The organism is Octadecabacter dasysiphoniae (assembly GCF_021532615.1).
GTDB classification, from domain to species: Bacteria; Pseudomonadota; Alphaproteobacteria; order Rhodobacterales; family Rhodobacteraceae; genus Octadecabacter; species Octadecabacter dasysiphoniae.
In genome coordinates this window covers 1,178,617-1,195,481 of the sequence record NZ_JAKGAQ010000001.1, presented here as the reverse complement: position 1 = coordinate 1,195,481, position 16,865 = coordinate 1,178,617, and the positions used below count along the sequence as shown (strand labels likewise).

General features: G+C 57.4%; 16 protein-coding genes. 12 read left to right on the top strand and 4 right to left on the bottom strand.

All coding sequences use genetic code 11. The annotated features are described in order from the left end of the window. Window positions 1–30 precede the first annotated feature (30 nt). Complete coding sequence (pyrH, locus tag L0664_RS05815) at window positions 31–756, bottom strand: UMP kinase (protein WP_235224673.1); 726 nt, start codon at window positions 754–756, stop codon at window positions 31–33. Between the two features lie 72 nt (window positions 757–828). Between pyrH and miaA the strand changes: the two genes are divergently transcribed. The 6 genes from miaA (at window position 829) to L0664_RS05785 (ending at window position 9,267) form a co-directional block, all read left to right on the top strand. Further along, complete coding sequence (gene miaA / locus L0664_RS05810; protein ID WP_235224672.1) at window positions 829–1,704, top strand: tRNA (adenosine(37)-N6)-dimethylallyltransferase MiaA; 876 nt, start codon at window positions 829–831, stop codon at window positions 1,702–1,704. An 82-nt stretch (window positions 1,705–1,786) separates the two neighbouring features. After that, window positions 1,787–2,605 (top strand): AraC family transcriptional regulator, encoded by an 819-nt coding sequence (locus tag L0664_RS05805; protein ID WP_235224904.1) that lies wholly within the window; start codon window positions 1,787–1,789, stop codon window positions 2,603–2,605. 264 nt (window positions 2,606–2,869) lie between these two features. Then, window positions 2,870–4,537: an ABC transporter substrate-binding protein gene (locus L0664_RS05800; RefSeq protein ID WP_235224671.1), complete on the top strand. Its 1,668-nt coding sequence runs from the start codon at window positions 2,870–2,872 to the stop codon at window positions 4,535–4,537. 118 nt (window positions 4,538–4,655) lie between these two features. Beyond that, window positions 4,656–5,702: an ABC transporter permease gene (locus tag L0664_RS05795; protein ID WP_235224670.1), complete on the top strand. Its 1,047-nt coding sequence runs from the start codon at window positions 4,656–4,658 to the stop codon at window positions 5,700–5,702. Between the two features lie 15 nt (window positions 5,703–5,717). Further along, on the top strand, window positions 5,718–7,172 hold the full coding sequence (locus L0664_RS05790; protein ID WP_235224669.1) for an ABC transporter permease: 1,455 nt from the start codon (window positions 5,718–5,720) through the stop codon (window positions 7,170–7,172). Window positions 7,173–7,176: 4 nt separating this feature from the next. After that, a complete protein-coding gene (locus tag L0664_RS05785; RefSeq protein WP_235224668.1) occupies window positions 7,177–9,267 on the top strand; it encodes a dipeptide ABC transporter ATP-binding protein in 2,091 nt (696 codons plus the stop codon). A gap of 97 nt (window positions 9,268–9,364) precedes the next feature. On the opposite strand, the gene L0664_RS05780 is transcribed toward L0664_RS05785, so the two are convergent. Beyond that, window positions 9,365–9,952 carry a lytic transglycosylase domain-containing protein gene (locus L0664_RS05780; protein ID WP_235224667.1) on the bottom strand — a complete coding sequence of 196 codons (588 nt, stop codon included), beginning with the start codon at window positions 9,950–9,952 and terminating at the stop codon, window positions 9,365–9,367. A 182-nt stretch (window positions 9,953–10,134) separates the two neighbouring features. Here L0664_RS05780 and ssb point away from each other — a divergent pair, with 182 nt between their 5' ends. After that, window positions 10,135–10,656 (top strand): single-stranded DNA-binding protein, encoded by a 522-nt coding sequence (gene ssb, locus L0664_RS05775; RefSeq protein ID WP_235224666.1) that lies wholly within the window; start codon window positions 10,135–10,137, stop codon window positions 10,654–10,656. A 72-nt stretch (window positions 10,657–10,728) separates the two neighbouring features. On the opposite strand, the gene aroB is transcribed toward ssb, so the two are convergent. Then, window positions 10,729–11,844: a 3-dehydroquinate synthase gene (aroB, locus tag L0664_RS05770; RefSeq protein WP_235224665.1), complete on the bottom strand. Its 1,116-nt coding sequence runs from the start codon at window positions 11,842–11,844 to the stop codon at window positions 10,729–10,731. Beyond that, a complete protein-coding gene (locus tag L0664_RS05765; RefSeq protein ID WP_235224903.1) occupies window positions 11,841–12,350 on the bottom strand; it encodes a shikimate kinase in 510 nt (169 codons plus the stop codon). The genes aroB and L0664_RS05765 overlap by 4 nt, the downstream gene beginning before the upstream one ends. Window positions 12,351–12,586: 236 nt before the next feature. Here L0664_RS05765 and L0664_RS05760 point away from each other — a divergent pair, with 236 nt between their 5' ends. From L0664_RS05760 to L0664_RS05740, 5 genes are all read left to right on the top strand, one after another. After that, window positions 12,587–12,742, top strand: coding sequence for a hypothetical protein (locus L0664_RS05760; RefSeq protein ID WP_235224664.1), 156 nt, complete (start codon window positions 12,587–12,589; stop codon window positions 12,740–12,742). Continuing rightward, complete coding sequence (locus L0664_RS05755; RefSeq protein ID WP_235224663.1) at window positions 12,739–14,307, top strand: hypothetical protein; 1,569 nt, start codon at window positions 12,739–12,741, stop codon at window positions 14,305–14,307. The genes L0664_RS05760 and L0664_RS05755 overlap by 4 nt, the downstream gene beginning before the upstream one ends. After that, window positions 14,304–15,236 (top strand): site-specific tyrosine recombinase XerD, encoded by a 933-nt coding sequence (locus tag L0664_RS05750; protein ID WP_235224662.1) that lies wholly within the window; start codon window positions 14,304–14,306, stop codon window positions 15,234–15,236. Before L0664_RS05755 ends, L0664_RS05750 begins: the two co-directional genes overlap by 4 nt. Before the next feature lie 63 nt (window positions 15,237–15,299). Further along, a complete protein-coding gene (locus L0664_RS05745; RefSeq protein WP_235224661.1) occupies window positions 15,300–16,592 on the top strand; it encodes an HlyC/CorC family transporter in 1,293 nt (430 codons plus the stop codon). A 121-nt stretch (window positions 16,593–16,713) separates the two neighbouring features. Further along, window positions 16,714–16,860, top strand: a complete 147-nt coding sequence (locus L0664_RS05740) for a hypothetical protein (protein WP_235224660.1) — start codon at window positions 16,714–16,716, stop codon at window positions 16,858–16,860. The last annotated feature ends 5 nt before the right edge of the window (window positions 16,861–16,865 follow it).

The following is a 16,865-nucleotide window of genomic DNA, read 5'->3' as shown; positions in this document are numbered from 1 at the left end:
CATTGCCGCCGCAAAAACACCCAAGCCCTATTAGTCTTTGACGGTTGTCGATGTTCCGCTTCCGTCAAGGATGCCCTTAAAGCCGCCCTTGTCATCAAGGCTAAAGACAACAATCGGCAGGGAGTTTTCGCGCGCCAAGGCAATCGCGCTGGCGTCCATCACACCCAGATGCTGGGCCAGAACCTCATCATAGGTGATCGTTTCATAGCGCACGGCATCCGCATGTTTCGCGGGGTCCTTGTCGTAGACGCCATCAACCTTAGTGCCCTTAAAGATCGCCTCGCAGGCCATTTCGGATGCGCGCAGTGTCGCGGCTGTGTCTGTCGTGAAATACGGGTTGCCTGTTCCGGCTGCGAAAATACAAATCCGCTTTTTCTCAAGGTGGCGCACGGCGCGGCGGCGAATGTAGGGTTCGGCCACTTCGTTCATCGTGATCGCGGAAATGACCCGCGTGTGAATATCCAGCCCCTCAAGCGCGGATTGCATGGCCAGCGCGTTCATGACCGTGGCAAGCATCCCCATATAATCGGCGGTGGTGCGTTCCATGCCCTGTGCAGATCCTTGCAGGCCGCGGAAAATGTTACCGCCGCCGATGACCATGCAAATTTCAACGCCCATTTCCTGAACCGATTGAACTTCGCGGGCGATACGCTCGACGGTCGGGGGGTGCAGGCCAAAGCCTTGGTCGCCCATCAGGGCCTCACCCGAAATCTTCAACATGACCCTCTTATACGCGACGTTTCCGGTGTCAGACATAAGATGCTCCAGTGCTGCTTTCAGTTCGGCGCAAAATGTCGCAAAAGGACGCCAGACGCAATGGGACATCTGATGCTTGACCTCGACAAAATTGACCCGGAAAAACCGGTGCTGATCTTTGGGCCGACGGCAACGGGCAAGTCGGGGCTGGCCTTGGAAATTGCGCGCGCGCAGGGCGGTGTGATCGTGAATGCGGATGCTTTGCAGGTCTATCAGGGCTGGCCCATCCTGACAGCGCAGCCCCCCGCCGCTGATTTGGCACAGGCTGAACATCATCTTTATAGCCATCTGGCCTACGAAGCACCCTATTCCGTTGGCGACTGGTTGCGCGATGTGACCCCGTTTTTAACAGGCCCGCGCCCGATTATCGTTGGTGGCACTGGGCTGTACTTTACCGCCCTCACCGAAGGCCTTGCGCAAATCCCACCAACACCAACAGACGTACGCGCACGCGCTGATGCGATCCCCCTGCCCGATTTGATCGCGGCGCTGGATGCAACAACAACGGCCAACATCGACCTCAACAATCGCGCCCGCGTGCAGCGCGCCTGGGAGGTTCAGGAATCCACAGGGCGCAATATCACAGATTGGCAGGCCGCCACGCCGCCCCCGCTGTTGCCGCTTGAGGCCTGCACGCCGCTGGCCCTGATGCCCGACCCCGAATGGCTGAACGCACGGATCGCGCAGCGGTTTGACATGATGATGGACGCGGGCGCATTGGCCGAGGCCGCCGCGATGGCCCCGAACTGGCAGCCCACCGCCCCGTCATCCAAAGCCATCGGTGCGGCAGAAATGATCCAACTGCTGAACGGTGACATCACCGCCGATTCGGCCAAAAACGCGATCATCATCGCCACGCGCCAATACGCCAAGCGCCAGCGCACTTGGGTTCGGTCCCGTATGAAGCGGTGGCAGAATATCGCGCTACCAGATGTGGGCGGGTGCTAATTTTTCCACATGTTTGGCTTTGATTTGACTGATTTCGCTGGCAAAATTGTCAAAACCAAACATCTGGCAGGATTTGACCACTATGATGACCGACCCGCAAAATCGTCTCGCTCTCACTGCGATTGCCCAGAATGCAGGCCAAGGCCGGTGGCGCACGGAGGCGATGCGGTCCCATTCTTCGCCGCGTTTGATGTTCGTAGCACGCGGTCAGGGGCGCATCACAATCGCGGGCCTGACCTCAGGTTTCGGGGCCAACAACCTGATCTATATTCCTGCGGGTACGATGTACGGGTTTGAGGTCGGCCCGACCGTCTTTGGCCAAATGCTGACGGTCCCGTCTGCGATGGCGACAGAATGGCCGCTTGAACCTATCCATTTGCGTCTGCGCGATGTCGTTGCCCAAAAAGAACTGGCCGCACACCTAGACGCGCTGGAACGTGAATTGAAATCACACCAGCCAAGTCATCAGCGCGCGGCCCATTACCAACTGGGTCTGTTGTCGGTCTATTTCGAACGCCAGCTTGAATTGCGCGACAGCGACACAAAAGATGCGCGCGCCGAAACGGCCTCTGCGCGTCTTGTCGCCGCCTACACCGACCTGATCGAACGCGATTTTCACGATCACGGCGGCGTTGCGGACTATGCCGCCAAACTTGGCGTGACCCCGACCCACCTTGCGCGGTGTTGTCGCCAGACCAGCGGTAAATCCGCGCTGGAACTTCTGAACGACCGCATCTTGTTTGAGGCCCGCCTGCTGCTGCGCGACACCAAAGACCCCGTGCAAAAGATTGCATCGGACCTCGGGTTCGGATCGGCGGCCTATTTTACCCGAACTTTTGCAGCACAAACCGGCCTCACGCCGTCCAAGTTTCGCCAAAAAGGCCCGCTTGCTGCTGTCTAATCAGTCAATTTTCCCGCGTTTCATGCCGCACCGCAGCATATCCGGCTTTCCGGTTGCATGTCGCAGTTAGACCATGCGAACGTCGCAAACGTGATCAGAATTGCCGATTGCAGCCGTTGACGCGCAGAGAAAAACCCTGCCTGATACGGCTTCTTGTGGGGGGATGAGTACGCAAGGCACCGTATGACCGACTAAATGTCGGCGCCAGTGTTTCGCCATCCCGATACCCGCCAAAACAAAAACGTGTCATCAGGGAGAACACGCATGACCAACAAAACACTCACCGGTGCGCCGCTGCATCCAGCAGTCGACGTCTATGTCAAAGATGTCGAGGCCGGCAAACTCAGCCGCCGCGAATTCATGACACGGACAACAGCGCTCGGCGTGACAACCGTCGGCGCATATGGCCTTTTGGGTCTGTCGCAGCCAGCAGCCGCCGCAGGCCACGCCCAGCAGGGCGGCACAATGCGCATGCAGATGGAAGTCCGCGCGCTTAAAGATCCACGGGCCTTTGACTGGACGCAAATGGCGTTCGTCACAGCTGGTTGGCTCGAGTATCTCGTAGAATACAACTCCGACGGTTCGTTTGAGCCAATGCTGTTGTCCTCATGGGAAGTGAACGACGACGCGACTGTTTACACATTGAACGTCCGTGAAGGCGTCAAGTGGAACAACGGCGACGATTTCACAGCCGAAGACGTTGCACGCGTGATCACCGACTGGTGTGACAAGAACGCTGAAGGCAATTCCATGGCGGGCCGTATGTCCGTTCTCGTGGACGCCGACACAGGTAACGCAGTTGAGGGCGGCATCGAAGTCACTGGCCCACATCAGGTTACGCTGAACCTGCCAGCTTCTGACATCACGCTGATCGCTGGCATGGCTGACTACCCAGCCGCCGTTTACCACGCCTCTATTGATCGCGAAGACCCTGCCCGCACACCCGTTGGTACTGGTCCTTACATGATCGAATCTAACGACGTTGGCGTCAAAGCGGTTCTCGTTCGCAACGAAGGCCACGAGTGGTGGGGCTACGCCGAAGGCAAAGGCGCATACCTCGATCGCATCGAATACATCGACTACGGCACAGATCCTTCCGCATGGGTCGCAGCCGCAGCCGCTGACGAAGTTGACATGACATATGAAACTGTCGGTGATTTCGTCGAAGTGTTCGAAGGCATCGGGTTCGAGCGTTCCGCAGTTCCATCTGCGGCAACAATCGTCATCCGTCCAAACCAGGACGCAGAAGTCGACGGCATGAAGCCATACGCAGACGTTCGCGTCCGCAAGGCGATTGCAATGGCTGTAAACAACGAAGTCTGTCTTGAGCTTGGCTATGCCAACCAAGGTGTCGTTGCACGCAACCAGCACGTTGGCCCGATGCACCCTGAATGGGCTGACGTTCCTGCGACTGAGTACGATCCAGAAGGCGCGCTTGCGCTGCTTACAGAAGCTGGCATGGCTGACTTCGAGATGGAAATCTCTTCCATCGATGATGACTGGCGCAAGAACACAACTGATGCGGTTGCCGCGCAGTTGCGTGACGCTGGTTTCAACGTGAAGCGCACAATCATTCCAGGTTCTACATTCTGGAACGACTGGACGAAGTATCCGTTCTCCTCGACCAACTGGAACCACCGCCCACTGGGCACGCAGGTTCTGGGTCTGGCGTACCGGTCCGGTGAAGCATGGAACGAATTTGCATTCAACAATGCCGAATTCGATGCCCTGCTCGACGAAGCGAACGCAATTGCGGATGCCGATGCACGTTCCGAAGTGATGGCGAAAATCCAGCAGATCCTCACGGACGAAGCTGTGACGATCCAGCCATACTGGCGCACGGTTTACCGCCACGCAAAGCCGGGCTTTGTTGGTTGGGACATGCACATCGCGTACCTGCCACAGATCTATAAGATCGGCCTCGCAGCTTAATCTGATCTAAATTTTGGGCCGCCCGCGTAATCGGGCGGCCCATTTTTTGATAAATTTTTGCGACCAGACGAAAGATCGCGCGGCTTGAACCACGCGGCAAACCCAACAGGGGTACTACATGGGACTGTTTATTCTGCGACGTCTTGGGGTCATGATCCTCACGGCGATCTGCCTGACATTTATCGTGTTCTCGCTGACAAACCTTTATCCAAATCTGGAAAAGCTTGCGAAAACACAAGGCAACTTCCGAATGTCGGACGAAGCTGTGACCAGCTATCTGACGAACCGCGGATATTTACAGCCCCGGCTTGTGAAATACGGACAATGGCTTGGCGTGATGCCGGGCTATGTGATCGATGGCAGTGACGGTGAAACGCGCGCACGCTGCGCTGCGAACCGCACACCGGACGAAAACACCGCAACCTTTTGTGGCATCATTCAGGGCGAATGGGGCCAATCCACAGTCTTCAAAGAAGACGTTTCTGGCATTGTAAGCACACGCCTTGGCCTCACCGGAAAGCTGATGTTTTGGGTCATGATGGTCATGGTGCCGGGCGCGCTGATCATCGGTGTGCTGGCGGGCATGCGCGAAGGATCACGAACCGACCGCAGCCTGTCGACCATATCGATCATTTCCACCGCGACGCCTGAATATGTGTCTGGTGTTATCCTGATCGCCGTGTTCGCCACCCCGTTGTTCGGGATGCAATATTTCAAGGGCACGGCAACGTCGGCCATGGATGATGCAAACTTCAACAACTTCTTTTTGCCGGTGATCACCATCGCGCTTTATGGCATGGGCTACATCGCCCGTATGACCCGCGCATCCATGACCGAAGTGATGACCGCACAATACATCCGCACCGCGCGCCTAAAGGGTGTGTCGTTCCCCAACATCGTTATGAAACACGCTCTGCGCAATGCACTGATCGCGCCGTTTACGGTCATCATGTTGCAGTTCCCTTGGCTGCTTAATGGTGTCGTCATCGTCGAAACCTTGTTCAACTACAAAGGCTTCGGCTGGACGCTGGTGCAAGCCGCCTCAAACAACGACATCGAATTGCTGCTTGGCGTTTCGGTTGTTTCCGTCTTCGTGGTCCTGATCACGCAGCTGATATCTGACATCGGCTACGTCTTCTTGAACCCACGCATTCGCATCTCTTGATAGGAGCCTGAACACATGGAACCTCTTTCCTGGACTGGCTCCCTCGGGAGCACTCTCATCCCCGCCCTTACAATCGCAGCAGCGGTGTTTGTGGCTGGCGTTATCTTGCAACTCGTCATGGGCTTTTTCGCACCCGAGGTGAAATTGCAGTCAAACAGCGATGGCACATTGCAAAGCCGTGGCGGCCTTTTGGGGCGCCTCGAAGTCTACAATGGGTATCTCTTCACCCTTGTGGTGTTCCTGATCGCCGCCATCGTGGTCGTTTCCTGGTTCATGCCCTACGGCAAAGCCGGCATTCTGGGCGAAATTTCCAAACAGTTCCTGCCCGTCTGGATCGCCCTGATCGTCACATTCGTTCTGTCGATCACGTTCAAACGCAAGCTGGGCCTTTATGGCAAATTGTTTGATTCAACCATCGGCATGATCGGGTTTGCACTGGTGATGTTCTGGGTCTTCACGTCAATCTTTGTTGGCCTGTTCGACATGATCGCGACCCATGATCCGCTTCAGCAAATCTCGGGCATCAAGAACAAGACACCGGGTTTCCCTGTGCCAGAAGGCCAAGACGCGGATTTCTTCCCGCACTACCTTTTGGGCGGCGACAACCTTGCGCGCGACATCTTTAGCCGCGTGGTCCACGGATCGGTCATCGTGATGGTCATCGCACCACTGGCAACCATCTTTGCGTTCATGGTCGGCATCACGCTGGGCCTGCCTGCGGGATATTACGGCGGACGTCTGGACACGTTGCTGTCCTTCCTCGCCAACCTGATCCTCGCGTTTCCTGTTATCTTGCTGTTCTACCTGCTGGTCACACCGGAAATCGTCGCGACGGGCCTGCCAAACTACATGGCGGCGTTCCTATTCGTCTTCCCGTTGGTGTTCTTTGGCGTGTTGATCAATTCGCGCTACAAGACCCAAGGATCAAAGAACACGCTGTACCTTGCGCTTGTTCTGATCCCGCTGGCCTTCCTCTATGTGAATGTCGTGTCGGATGCGGACAGCCCGCTGCACGTCTGGCCCGAAAGCCTTGATTTCATCACCATCCCGTCCGGCATCCTTGTGGTGTTTGTGTCGGTGGTGTTTGTGAACTCGCCCACGGTGTACCGCATCGTGCGTGGCCTCGCGCTGGATATCAAAACGCGGGACTACGTGGCGGCCGCACAAACCCGCGGTGAAGGCACATGGTACATCATGCTTTGGGAAATTCTGCCCAACGCACGTGGCCCGCTGATCGTCGATTTCTGCCTGCGCATCGGCTACACCACGATCCTTCTGGGAACCTTGGGTTTCTTCGGCCTCGGCCTGCCGCCTGAATCACCGGACTGGGGCAGCACCATCAACGAGGGTCGCAAACTGTTGCTGATCTACGCACACCCTGCCCTGCCACCTGCGATTGCGCTGCTGTCGATGGTGCTTGGTCTCAACCTGCTCGCAGATGGTCTGCGCGAAGAAAGCTTGAAGGATTAATCTCATGGACTATGACCTGCGCAACGACGCCTACGACGGTCCGATCCTTGAGATCGACAAACTCTCCATCAGCTTTTTCACGCGCCTGCGTGAAATTCCCGCTGTCATGGACTTTTCGGCCAAAATCCAACCGGGCGAAGCCCTTGGCATTGTGGGGGAATCCGGTTGCGGAAAATCCACCGTGGCGCTGGGGGTGATGCAAGACCTTGGCGTGAACGGGCGCATCGTGGGTGGTTCGATCAAGTTCAAAGGGCGTGATCTGAACACGATGACGCAAGAAGAACTGCGCGACATTCGCGGCAGCCAGATCGCCATGATCTATCAAGAACCCATGGCGTCCCTGAACCCTGCGATGCGCATCGGCAAACAGCTGATGGAAGTGCCGATGATCCACGAAGGTGTGTCAGAAAAAGAAGCATACGAACGCGCGCTCGAGGTTGTGACAGACGTCAAACTGCCCGACCCCAAACGCATGCTCAACAGCTTTCCGCACCAATTGTCGGGCGGCCAGCAACAGCGCATCGTGATTGCCATGGCGCTGATGTCCAAGCCCAGCTTGTTGATCTTGGACGAACCGACAACCGCTCTCGACGTGACTGTCGAAGCGGCCGTGGTCGAACTGGTCAAAGATCTGGGCAAGAAATACGGCACGTCGATGCTGTTTATCTCGCACAACCTTGGCCTCGTGCTGGAAACCTGTGATCGCATCTGTGTGATGTATTCCGGCGAAGCGGTTGAACGCGGATCTATTGAAGGCGTGTTCGACAACATGCAGCACCCCTACACACAGGCGCTGTTCCGCTCGATCCCGCTGCCGGGTGCTGATAAAAACGCACGCCCCCTGATCGCCATTCCGGGCAACTTTCCCCTGCCCCATGAACGGCCCCAAGGCTGTAACTTTGGCCCCCGCTGCGACTATTTCGAAGCAGGCCGCTGTGACCAAGGGTATATCCCGATGGGCGATGCGGGCGACGATCACGAAAGCCGGTGTTTGCGGTTCCAGGAAATCGACTGGAACGCCCCGATTGCCGTGGGCGCCCAAACCGAAAAACCCGAACCGGGCCGCGTTGTTTTGAAAATGGACAACCTCAAGAAATACTACGAGGTCGCGGCATCTGCCCTGTTTGGGGGTAATTCCAAAAAGGTGGTCAAAGCCAACGAAACCTTGTCGTTCGAGGCGCGGGAATCCGAAACTCTTGCCATTGTGGGTGAATCCGGGTGCGGTAAGTCCACCTTTGCCAAGGTTCTGATGGGGCTTGAAACCGCAACCGACGGTGAAATCCTTCTCGATAACAAAAGTATCGGCAACGTTCCCATCGAAGACCGCGACACGAAAACAATCGCGGACGTTCAAATGGTGTTCCAGAATCCGTTTGATACGCTGAATCCGTCAATGACGGTCGGTCGCCAGATCATGCGTGCGTTGGAAATTTTCAAGATCGGTAACAATGACAACGACCGTCGCGAACGGATGCTGCAACTGCTTGATCTCGTGAAACTGCCCCGCGCCTTTGCGGACCGCATGCCGCGCCAATTGTCGGGCGGGCAAAAGCAGCGCGTCGGTATCGCGCGCGCCTTTGCGGGGGATGCGCGGATTGTGGTTGCGGACGAACCTGTGTCGGCCTTGGACGTGTCTGTTCAGGCTGCCGTCACGGATCTGTTGATGGAAATCCAGCGCGAACACAAAACGACGCTGCTGTTCATCTCTCACGACCTGAGCATCGTGCGCTATCTGTCTGATCGCGTTATGGTTATGTATCTTGGCCACGTGGTTGAACTGGGCACGACAGATCAGGTCTTCAGCCCTCCATATCATCCCTACACCGAGGCCTTGTTGTCTGCCGTTCCGATCGCTGACACCAAGATCAAGAAAAAGCACATCGTGCTTGAGGGGGATATCCCATCGGCCATGAACCCACCGTCGGGCTGCCCGTTCCAGACCCGTTGCAACTGGAAAGACAAAGCAGGCCGCACCTTGTGTGAAACCGAAGTGCCGCCCGTGCGCATGCTGGCAGAAGGCCATCAGGTCAAATGCCACCTGAGCGATGTTGATCTAGCCGAAATGGAACCGGTTATCGAAATCGCGGCTGAGTGATTTTATCAATGTTATGAACAACAAAGGCGTCGCAGTTCATGCGGCGCCTTAAGTTTTACGATCTCTTAACACGAGCAGAGCATTATCGCATCTGCCCCTAGCTTCCCCAAATAACGCGCACGTAATTTCTGGTTTCACGGTAAGGCGGCACGCCCCCATGTTGCTGCACGGCACCGGGGCCTGCGTTGTAGGCGGCCAAGGCTAAGCGCCACGATCCGAATGTGTCGTATTGTTCGCGCAGATACCGCGCCCCGCCATCCAGATTTTGATAAGGATCACGGGGGTTTACGCGCAGGTATTGCGCCGTTCCCGGCATCAGTTGCGCAAGCCCGATTGCACCGGCATGTGACACAGCTGTGGGGTTCCACGCACTTTCCTGCTGGACCAACCGCAAAAACAAATCCTCAGGGACACGGTTTCTTTGGGCCGCCGCGCGCGCCATGCTCAGGAACTGCCCGCGATAATTACCGCTGTACTGTGGCCCTGTGTTCGCCGCAGCGGGGATTTCCACCCGTGGCGGCTGAAGACGGATCGAATTGGCGTATTGGGACGATGCGCGCCCATCCAGAACATCCAACTGGGAACTAAAGAGAGTCGTGCGATTCCGAGTCGATAGACTGTCAGAATAGACAGGTACAGCCGTCAAACCAGCTGCTAACCCTATGAATAATCCCAATACTCGCATACTTCGCCCCTGCATTTGACCAAATATAGACCGTCACGGCAGGCAATTCCACACAATATGGCCTATTTTCACACGGCGCGACCAGCGATAGGGTTCCATTAACCAGTTTCTAACCCGTTGGCGGTGATGTAACAGGGGACGACAAATCAGATTCGACACAAATACCATCAGGGGGCACGCAAATGGCCGGTTCACTTAACAAAGTCATGATTATCGGCAACTTGGGGCGCGACCCTGAAGTGCGGTCGTTCCAGAACGGCGGCAAGGTGTGCAACCTCAACATTGCCACGTCAGAGACGTGGAAAGATAAAAACACTGGTGAGCGGCGCGAAAAAACCGAATGGCACCGTGTTGCGATTTTTCAGGAAGGTCTGGTCCGCGTGGCGGAACAATACCTCAAGAAAGGGTCAACCGTTTACATCGAAGGCAAGTTGCAGACCCGCAAATGGCAGGACCAGTCCGGCAAAGACAACTACACAACCGAGATCGTTTTGCAGGGCTATGATGGTGTCATGACCATGATCGGCGGGCGCGGCGATGGCGGCGGTGGCGGTGGTCAAGGCGGCGGTTACATGTCCGATCAATCCGGTGGCGGCGGCGGTGGCTATGGCGGTGGCGGTTATGACAGCGGCCCACAGGGCGGCGGCCAAGGTGGCGGCATGGGCGGCGGTGGCGGCGACATGGATGATGAAATTCCGTTCTAAAGGAACGGCTCGTGGGTTGGCAAAGCCGATCCTAACGACCAGACCCGCTTCGTAAAACGCGAAGCGGGTTTTTTAATGCCGCAGGGCCAAACCATCGCGCAGCACGGACAGCACTGTGTCGGCAGGCACGTCTGACGTGATGAACGCCTCCCCGATGCCGCGTGCAAGAATAAAGCGCAACTGCCCCTCAACAACCTTTTTGTCTTGCCCCATCAGCGCCAACAGGCCCTCAGCATCAGGCAGATCGCCCTCAATATCAGACAGATCGGTTTTCATACCCATGGCCTTAAGATGCTGACGCACGCGGCTGGGGTCTTCTTGGCTGCACAGACCAAGGCGCGCGGACAGCTCAAACGCCATCGCACAGCCAATTGCCACGCCTTCCCCATGCAGCAGACGGTCCCCGAACCCCGTCGCGGCCTCAAGCGCGTGACAGAACGTATGACCAAGGTTCAACAAGGCACGATCCCCCTGCTCTGTCTCGTCGCGTTCCACGATGTCGGCTTTCATCTGCACCGACCGCGTGACGGCCCGCACCCGTGCGCCCATGTCGCCCTTAGCAAGCGCGGGGCCTTCGACCTCAAGCCACTCAAAGAAATCCGCATCCCCCAGCAGGCCGTATTTCACGACTTCGCCGTAGCCAGACAGAAAATCACGTGTGGTCAGCGTGCCCAACAGTGCCGTGTCAGCAAGAACCAATGTGGGTTGATGAAACGCGCCGATCAGGTTTTTGCCGCTGGGCGAATTGATCCCCGTCTTACCGCCGACTGAACTATCGACCTGCGCCAACAGTGACGTCGGGATTTGCACGAACCGGACCCCACGGCGCACGGTAGCTGCCGCAAACCCGACCAGATCACCAATCACACCACCGCCAAACGCGATGACAATATCGCCGCGCTCAACCTTCTGGGCCAGTAGAAATTCAACCGTTTGTTCAAGAAACGGCCAGCTTTTCGTGCCCTCACCGGCAGGCAAAACCAGCGCCTCTGACATGATCCCGCTGCTTTCCAATGCAGATGTCAAATCCGCAAGGTGAAGTTTCGCTACATTTTCTTCGGTGACGATCACAACACGCGGACGGCGCAAAAACGGTGTGATCCGCGACCCGGTTTCAGCGAGCAGGCCGGGGCCAATCATCACATCATAGGCGCGACCAGGCAGGTTGACGTGTACGGTTTCGATCATGTCACAGGCTCCAACACATCCGGGCGCACTGATAGAACGCGCAGCACCTCATCGGTCATTTCATCAATTGAAAACGCGGGCTTTGCTTCGGCGCGAAGATCCGCCATGGCGTAAATCGGGGCGCGGGCTTCGAAAATTTCGGCCAACGTCGCGCGCGGATCGGGGGTGCGCAGCAACGGGCGCGTGTCTTTGTGGCGCACACGTTCCCACAACAACTCCAGATCAGCGTCCAGCCAGACAGCAACACCGTGATCAGAAATCGCCGCGCGATTACGTTCTGCCAGATAGGCGCCGCCCCCCGTCGACAGGATGCAAGGGCGCGATTGCAACAGACGTGCAATCACCTCTGCTTCACGGTCGCGAAAAAAGGGTTCACCGGATTTGTCAAAAATCTCTGCGATGGTGGCATTGGCGGCCGCTTCAATTTCCGCATCAGAATCAACGTAGGGCACATCCAGAACATGCGCCAAGGTGCGTCCGATGGCCGTTTTTCCCGACCCCATCATGCCGACCAACACAATCGTGCGGTGCAGAACCCAAGATTTGTCCGACCCGTGATCAACAGACACGCTGTTTCCCCTTATTTTACGCCGATCCCATCGGCCAAGCCCCGCCTGTTTGAAAAAATACGCAAACCGTGGCGTGATCTTGCTGACAAGGACATATATAACCTAACCCAAAGCAGCAACTAAGGCTGTGAGACTAGGGCAGAATTCAGGGTGAAGACGATGGGGCAAATGACATGTGGCGATTGATCAAATTCCTGTTTGTCTTGCTCGTTTTGGCTGCAATTGCCTTTGTGGGCTATGCCTACCTTGGCCCGATCTTCGTGCCGGCCGATTTCACCCCCGTGATCGAAGAAGTCGTGAAACCCGTGACATTGGGGACGGACGGATGATGCGTCTGGGGGCAGTTTTCGGCGTTTTGCTGACAACGACGGCCCCCGTTTGGGCGCAAAGCGCGAACCAGACCGATGAAAATGCGCCCCTATCGGCGATTGATTGGCTGTCCGAAAGCGTGGAACAGCCCCAAGTCGTGGCCGCAGCCCCCGTGCCGGGCACACAGGCAACCCGCACTCCGGATGCGAACGAAGATCCGGTTACCAATTCCGCGACAACGCCGTCGGTGTCTGTGCAACCCTTGGGGGGGCCAGCCCCGCGTGCCTTGGGGCTTTTTCCCCCGGCGGTCATAGGTCTGCCTGAAAATTTGTGGTCCGGCAGCGACGGTGCAATTCTTGGTGCCTTGTTGGCCGCCGAAGAAACGGACACCCTGCCCGCGCTGCAAGATTTGATTGTCTTGCTGTCCATCAGCCAATCCAATCCCCCGCTTGAGGCCGCAACACCCGGCGCGTTCTTTCTTACGCGGGTTGATAAACTGCTGAGCATCGGCGCGCTTGAACACGCGCAAGCCATGCTTGAGGCCGCGACGCCAGACACCTCGCCTTTGTATCAGCGCTGGTTTGATGTGTCCCTTTTGACGGGCACCGAAGACGCGGCTTGTCGGTCCTTACGCGACAAACCCGATGTCGCCCCAACCCCGAGCGCGCGCATTTTTTGCCTTGCGCGGTCGGGCGATTGGTCTGCGGCGGCCCTGACGCTGAACACGGGTCTGGCCTTGGGCGATATTGATGAAGACACCGGCGATCTTTTGGCGCGCTTCCTTGATCCTGACCTTTACGAGGGTGAACCCGACCTGATCCCGCCCGCCCGCGCGACCCCGCTGACGTTCCGGATGTTCGAAGCGATCGGCGCGGCCCAAAGCACCCGCAACCTGCCAAGCGCCTTTTCACACTCAGATTTGCGCCCCAACGTGGGCTGGAAAGCACAGCTTGAGGCCGCAGAGCGTCTAGCACGCGACGGCGCAATTTCATTCGGCGTCCTATATTCCCTTTATACCGCGCGCGTTCCGGCGGCGTCGGGCGGTGTGTGGGAACGGGCCAAGGCGGTGCGCCGCCTCGATTCCGCGTTCGCATCCGGTGACGCTGACCAAATTCAATCCGCACTTGATATTCTTTGGGCCGAGGCCGCGCCGATGGGTATTTTAGTGCCCTTGGCCAAGAACTACGGCCCACAATTACAAAACGCCGACCTTCCCGCGACCCGATCCGTATTACGCTGGATGTTGCTGTCCGGCGATTATGAGCTCGCGGCTTTGCGGGACGATTTTGTGGACCTTGATCCGTTTTTGACGTCCGTGGCGCGGGGCACGCCCTCTGATGACACATCTGCCTTGGCAGGTGCGGCCCGCGTGCGCGATGCCTTTGCGGCTGATCCCGACCCGACCTTGATTGCGATGTCGGCAAACGGGCGCACAGGCGAAGCCGTCTTGCGCACCATCGCCACCGTGCAACAGGGCATTGACGGCGACAGCATGGCCTTTGTCGAAGGCATCGCGACCCTGCGCGCCCTCGGGCTTGAAGACGTGGCGCGGCGGGTGTCTTTGCAATATCTCCTGCTCAGATGACCACAGCAGCCCAGCGATCAAACGCCCACTGGATACAGGCCTTTCTTGAAGCACAGGCCGCAGAACTGGACGCTGCAACTAACACACAGCTGGCCTATGCGCGGGATTTGCAGGGGTTTTCTGTTTGGCTGAACGACAGCCATTTCAGCACCGTATCCCAAGAAAACGTCGAAAAATATCTGATCTGGTGTGACCGACAAGGCCTTGCCAAATCCACCCGCGCCCGCCGCCTGTCGGCGATCAAACAGCTGTTCCGCTTTGCGTTTGAAGAAGGCTGGCGCACGGACAATCCTGCGCTGCAAATCTCTGGCCCCGGGCGCGACAAACGCCTGCCCAAGACCCTTAGCCATGACGAAGTCGATGCATTGCTGGGGGCTGCACGCGCCGCCAAAAAAGACCCGCTGCGCACGACCTGTTTGATGGAACTGCTGTACGCCACGGGGATGCGCGTGACCGAACTTGTGTCGCTTCCTGTGTCTGCGGCGCGGGGCGATCCGCGCATGTTACTGGTGCGCGGCAAGGGCGACAAAGAACGCATGGTGCCCCTGTCGCCCCCTGCGCGCAAATCATTGGCCGTCTGGCTGCGCGCCCGCGACACCGCAGAGGACGCGGCGTTCAAAGACGGCACACCGCGGTCCAAATTCCTGTTCCCATCCCGTGGCAAATTGGGCCATCTGACGCGGCAAAGCTTTTTCACGTTGATTAAAGACCTCGCCGTTATTGGCGGCGTCAGCCCTGCCAAAGTTACCCCCCACACCCTGCGCCACGCCTTTGCGACCCATCTTTTGGCGGGCGGCGCGGACTTGCGATCTATCCAGACGCTGCTGGGCCATGCGGACGTGGCGACCACCGAAATCTACACCCATGTGCTGGACGAGCGCCTGAAAGAACTGGTGCTGGATCACCATCCTTTGGCCAAAGACGACTGAGCGCCCCTTGAACGCGCGCCCATGCCCAGACATATAAGGGCCAAATGACAAAGAATGTTCCCCATGCTTGATGCTGCTTTCTGGACCACCGCCGGTGCGATCCTGTTTCTTTTGGTCCTTTCGGGCTTCTTTTCCGGATCGGAAACCGCGCTGACCGCTGCGTCGCGTGGCAAATTGCGCTCCGCGGCGGACAAAGGCAATAAGGGGGCTGGCAAGGCGTTTGATCTGACGGAAGATCGCGAAAAGCTGATCGGGTCGGTTCTGCTGGGCAATAACCTCGTCAATATCCTCGCCACTGCTTTGGCGACGGCCATGTTCACCCGTGCGTTTGGTGAAAGCGGTGTGGTGGCCGCGACGGGCATCATGACAATTCTGGTGCTGATCTTTGCCGAAGTGCTGCCCAAAACCTACGCCATCACCAACCCAGAACGCGCCGCCAGCATCGCCGCGCGCCCGATTTCGCTGATCGTGACCCTGTTCGCACCGGTTGTGGCCTCCGTCCGGGTGCTCGTGCGCGGTGTGCTGCGGGTGTTTGGCGTTCAAACCGACCCTGACAGTAACATTTTGGCGGTCCGCGAAGAAATCGCAGGCGCGCTGCAATTGGGCCATTCCGAAGGTGTCGTCGAAAAAGAGGACCGCGACCGTATCCTTGGCGCGCTTGATCTGGCTGAACGCACTGTCGAAGAAATCATGCTGCACCGCACAGAAATTGAAATGATCGATGCCGCCCTGCCCGTGGGCGATATCCTAAAGCTGTGCCTTGATAGCAATCACACACGTTTGCCGCTGTATCGTGATGAACCCGAAAACATCGTCGGTGTTCTGCACGCCAAAGACCTGCTGCGCGCGATGCATAAAATGCTGGCTGACGGGCGGATCGAACCGCACGAGATGGATGAATTCGACATTCTGACCGTCGCGATGAAACCCTATTTTGTCCCCGAAACCACGACGCTGGACGACCAGATGCGCCAGTTCCTGTCGCGCCGTCGCCATTTTGCGCTGGTGGTTGATGAATACGGCACGTTGCAAGGCCTCATCACGCTTGAGGATATCCTTGAGGAAATCGTCGGTGAAATCACGGACGAATTTGACACGGATGAGGAAAACGACGTCACCCAGGCCGAGGACGGCAGTTATACGGTGGACGGCGCCATGACCATCCGCGACGTGAACCGCGCCACCGACTGGAACCTTCCCGACGACGAAGCAAACACCGTCGCGGGCCTTGTGATCCACGAAGCCCAGATGATTCCCGTTGCGGGTCAGGTGTTTAGCTTTCACGGCTTTCGCTTTGAAGTCCTTGCAAAGGATGAAAACCGCCTGTCGGAATTGCGCATCTCACCGCTGGTTTAACGCGAATAGATCAGAGTTTTGGCTCAAATTGGCGGTACATAGACACCGCGTGGCAAGACACTGTTAACAGGTAAATGGCCATGTTCGGCAGGTGACGTAACACCAGCCGAGGATGACCATCATGACACGAATTCGCAACTTCGCCCTTATCGCTTTCGCAACTGTTGGCCTGACCGCCTGCGGCATGTCCGAAGGCATTGATGCCGATTCAGATGATGGCGTGTTCACGATCACCCATACCACCAAAGGCACGGTTTACTGGCAGTAGGATCT

Coding starts and splice junctions, on each gene's coding strand:
- pyrH (WP_235224673.1), bottom strand. CDS start 756: ATGTCTGACACCGGAAACGTCGCGTATAAGAGGGTCATGTTGAAGATT.
- miaA (WP_235224672.1), top strand. CDS start 829: ATGCTTGACCTCGACAAAATTGACCCGGAAAAACCGGTGCTGATCTTT.
- L0664_RS05805 (WP_235224904.1), top strand. CDS start 1,787: ATGATGACCGACCCGCAAAATCGTCTCGCTCTCACTGCGATTGCCCAG.
- L0664_RS05800 (WP_235224671.1), top strand. CDS start 2,870: ATGACCAACAAAACACTCACCGGTGCGCCGCTGCATCCAGCAGTCGAC.
- L0664_RS05795 (WP_235224670.1), top strand. CDS start 4,656: ATGGGACTGTTTATTCTGCGACGTCTTGGGGTCATGATCCTCACGGCG.
- L0664_RS05790 (WP_235224669.1), top strand. CDS start 5,718: ATGGAACCTCTTTCCTGGACTGGCTCCCTCGGGAGCACTCTCATCCCC.
- L0664_RS05785 (WP_235224668.1), top strand. CDS start 7,177: ATGGACTATGACCTGCGCAACGACGCCTACGACGGTCCGATCCTTGAG.
- L0664_RS05780 (WP_235224667.1), bottom strand. CDS start 9,952: ATGCGAGTATTGGGATTATTCATAGGGTTAGCAGCTGGTTTGACGGCT.
- ssb (WP_235224666.1), top strand. CDS start 10,135: ATGGCCGGTTCACTTAACAAAGTCATGATTATCGGCAACTTGGGGCGC.
- aroB (WP_235224665.1), bottom strand. CDS start 11,844: ATGATCGAAACCGTACACGTCAACCTGCCTGGTCGCGCCTATGATGTG.
- L0664_RS05765 (WP_235224903.1), bottom strand. CDS start 12,350: ATGATGGGGTCGGGAAAAACGGCCATCGGACGCACCTTGGCGCATGTT.
- L0664_RS05760 (WP_235224664.1), top strand. CDS start 12,587: ATGTGGCGATTGATCAAATTCCTGTTTGTCTTGCTCGTTTTGGCTGCA.
- L0664_RS05755 (WP_235224663.1), top strand. CDS start 12,739: ATGATGCGTCTGGGGGCAGTTTTCGGCGTTTTGCTGACAACGACGGCC.
- L0664_RS05750 (WP_235224662.1), top strand. CDS start 14,304: ATGACCACAGCAGCCCAGCGATCAAACGCCCACTGGATACAGGCCTTT.
- L0664_RS05745 (WP_235224661.1), top strand. CDS start 15,300: ATGCTTGATGCTGCTTTCTGGACCACCGCCGGTGCGATCCTGTTTCTT.
- L0664_RS05740 (WP_235224660.1), top strand. CDS start 16,714: ATGACACGAATTCGCAACTTCGCCCTTATCGCTTTCGCAACTGTTGGC.